The organism is Streptomyces sp. NPDC050743, assembly GCF_044456925.1.
Classification (GTDB): Bacteria; Actinomycetota; Actinomycetes; order Streptomycetales; family Streptomycetaceae; genus Streptomyces.
This window is the reverse complement of sequence record NZ_JBITGJ010000274.1, coordinates 1-3019: the sequence shown is the minus strand read 5'-3', so window position 1 is coordinate 3019 and position 3019 is coordinate 1. Positions and strand designations below refer to the sequence as shown.

General features: G+C 70.7%; 1 protein-coding gene and 1 pseudogene. Both read right to left on the bottom strand.

Annotated elements, in window-relative coordinates; all coding sequences use genetic code 11:
• Positions 1-330: 330 nt before the first annotated feature.
• Positions 331-1932: a TROVE domain-containing protein gene (locus tag ACIBJF_RS52835; RefSeq protein WP_399185029.1), complete on the bottom strand. Its 1602-nt coding sequence runs from the start codon at positions 1930-1932 to the stop codon at positions 331-333.
• Between the two features lie 932 nt (positions 1933-2864).
• Positions 2865-3019, bottom strand: a pseudogene (locus tag ACIBJF_RS52830) (RNA-guided endonuclease TnpB family protein); the annotation flags it as partial.

Sequence of the window (3019 nt, the reverse complement as noted above, 5' to 3'; positions counted from 1 at the left end):
ACGGAAGGTGTACCGGGCATGCCCGGTGTCCTTCGTGGTCGCCTCTGTCGTCATGCATCCGAACCTACCCGAGAGCACTGACAGTTGAGAGTTCTTGATCATCGCGGGCGGCATCACCGCCGTGCGGGGCGGGGCGCCGGATCGCCCCGACGGCGATCCGGCTATCCCTGCCCTGCCCCGCAGGAGCCCGATTCCTCCCCGGCCCGAAGGCCGGGGCATCCCCGGAGGAACCCGGTGAAGATCTCGGACTACCGCGACCACCGGCCGCCCGACGCGGTCACCGCCGGTCCCCGCATGCTCATGCACTGAGCTCGGCCCGTGTCTTTCGGATCAGGTCGGCTCAGCGGTCCACGGCCAAGCGGCCTCGCGGCCGGCCTCGATGAGGCCGACCATCCGGAACGCGGCGTCCGCGAGGCCACCGAAGGTGTGCCGGTGGGGGCCGGTGGGGCCGTGGGCGGGCCGATACCCCGCCAGGTTCCAGATGTAAACCGGGATGTCGGCCGGGACCGGTTCAGCCGGCCCGCCGGGGCCGTAGGGGGCGGCCTGCTCGTCGGTGACGATCAGAACCCGATCGTGCTCCCGGTAATGGGCCCGCACCGCCTTCGTGGTGTGGGTGCCTCCGAGACTGTGGAACCGTTTCAGCACCTCGAGCACCGGCTCGCCCGGCTCGAACGGCACCTCTGCGCTGCTCCAGCCGAACTCCACCAGATCCGCCTGCTCGGCACGCATGGCCAGCGCGGTACCGAACACGGCCGCCGCGTCCGCCCGAGTCAGCTTGGACCGCTCGGAGACGGTGTCCCAGAACATGGAGTCGGACCGGTCCACCAGGATCAGAGTCCGGCCGGGCAGGGGCGGCACGTTGGCCAGGGAGTGCCCCAGTGCCCGTTCCAGCGCGTCCGCCCAGCGCTGCGACGGCGCGTGCTGGTGAGCAGCCAGGTAGCGAAAGGGGAACTGCCGAGACCGGGCGACCTCGGAGGCATCCGAGAGCCGTGCGGCGACCCGGGCCGCGACTTCGTCCGAGACCCCCGCCTCGTCGAAGTTCCGCAGATTCCGCAGGAGCGCCATCGGCGCCATCGTGGGGATCACGGCTTCCCAGACCACGGCGTCCATCGGCCCGTGGAGCCAGCCCGCCAGGGCCTCCCACGTCATGCCCGCCGCGGCCAGCCGCTCGGAGCCTCCCGGCCCGGTCACCATCGCCCGCCGCTCATCCGCAGCCGACTCCATCAGCGCCCAGTGGGCGGTCAGCAGGTGGTCGGAGGCCGGCGGAACCGCCTGATCCGGATGATGGCGGCGGTCCAAGGCGTACCGGAAGAGCGCGCCCTGCCAGGGCTTGTCCGGGTCGGGGGAGGCGTGCACCAGGTTGAGCACGTCGCCGAAGCGGAAGCCCTTGGACACGGTGTCGTACTTGAGCAGGGACCGGGACGTGTACAGCCGGCGTACACCGTCGGCGATGCCCCGCTTCACGGGCTGCGGCACCTTCCGCCCGTGCACCGAGATCCAGTGGGCGAGCAGTTCGCCGGGCTCGTCGGCGCGCTGGAGCACCGAGTCGATCACGGACCGGTTGGACGGGCCTGCGGACGCGCCGGCCTCGAGCCGAGCCTGCACGTACGCGGCGGCGCCCACCAGGGACGCCGTGCGCATGTTGCCCTCGCCGCGAAGCCAGCGCAGCAGGCCGGCCGTCCACACGGGGTCCTGGACAGCGAGTTCACCGACCAGACGGGTGTAGCGGTCGTCCCGCTCCTCACCGCTCTCGTAGAAGGTCCGCTGGGAGACGAAGTTGCCGACCGCAAGGAGAAAGAGTTCCTCGCGGGGCTCCCGGACGAAGGCCGGGCCGCCCTCGTAGGTGCACAAGTCCGCTCTGGCGGGCCCGTGATGGAACCGTGGTGGGGGCAGGGAGCTGGTGGCCGCCGAGATGTGCGGGGCCACGAGCATCTCGGACCAGATCTTGGAGACGCGTGGGGTGTAACGAGGCAGCGAATCCCCCCGGATTCAAAGGATTGGACGCCCCGGCCAAAAGGCCCGACGGGGCGAAGACGCCCGCGCCTGCCGAGATCAAAGGAGGCGGCGGCGTCACTTGGTTGTCAGAAGGAAGTAGCCGCAGCCGGGCGCATCGGAGGCGCGGTCGCGATGCCAACGTACAGGTGCCACCGGGCCGCACACCAGCGATTAACCCAGGCCCACGGGAGCACGCGTCCCGCCCGCCCGGGCAGCAAGGCAGGGTAGGCAGGGTCCGGGTCGACAGTGTGTGCGCCGTCGTCGACGCCTCAGGAGCGTGGGTGACGGTCCAAGCGTCCGGCCACCCCAACTCCGTGATCCCGATGCTGACCACGTTCATTGGGGCCCGTCGGGAGTGGAACGAGCAGATCAGGAAGTGGGTTCCCGCTCCACCGAAACCAACTATCACGAAGCTTGTGAGGCGGTGACCCGTTCCCGGCCCACGGACCGCGACCAACCGTCACGTCGGCCCCAGCACCAGGGAAGACCCCGTCCCCTCCGCGCCGGCCCGCCGCGCTCAGCCCCTTCGTTCTCCCCCTCCCCCGCTTCCTGCCCCAGGAGTTGCCAGGCTGCGAACGCTGCGGCCCGCCCTGCGACCGGCCCTTCTACGCATTCCCGCCCGCCGCTTCACCGCCGGAATCGCGGCGCCGCACCCGTACCCACGCCTGGTACCTCACGCAGGAAGGCGCGCGGCGGGGTGGGCCGGGCGCGGCGGCGCGATGGGTCGTGAGTCGTCCGTGTCCTGCTCGGGTGAGGTCGGCGGCCGGGTCGGCGGGTACGGCCAAAGATCAATGTTCAAGGTTTTGAAGGCTCCCCTCCCTGAAGGGAGGCGATTCCTCACCCTCCAGGGTTGAGCGGGGATTTACGGCTCAGGCCGCCACCGGAGCCGGCGGCCCGGGTGGTCTTACGCCCTCGGCACCGTCCGGGTCCCAACCTGCCCGGACCAGCATCACGCGGGCGGAGTTCTTGTCCCTGGGGGACACGGCTCCACACGCGGTGCAGGCATACGTTCTCATCGACAGAG

Coding starts and splice junctions, on each gene's coding strand:
- ACIBJF_RS52835 (WP_399185029.1), bottom strand. CDS start 1,932: ATGCTCGTGGCCCCGCACATCTCGGCGGCCACCAGCTCCCTGCCCCCA.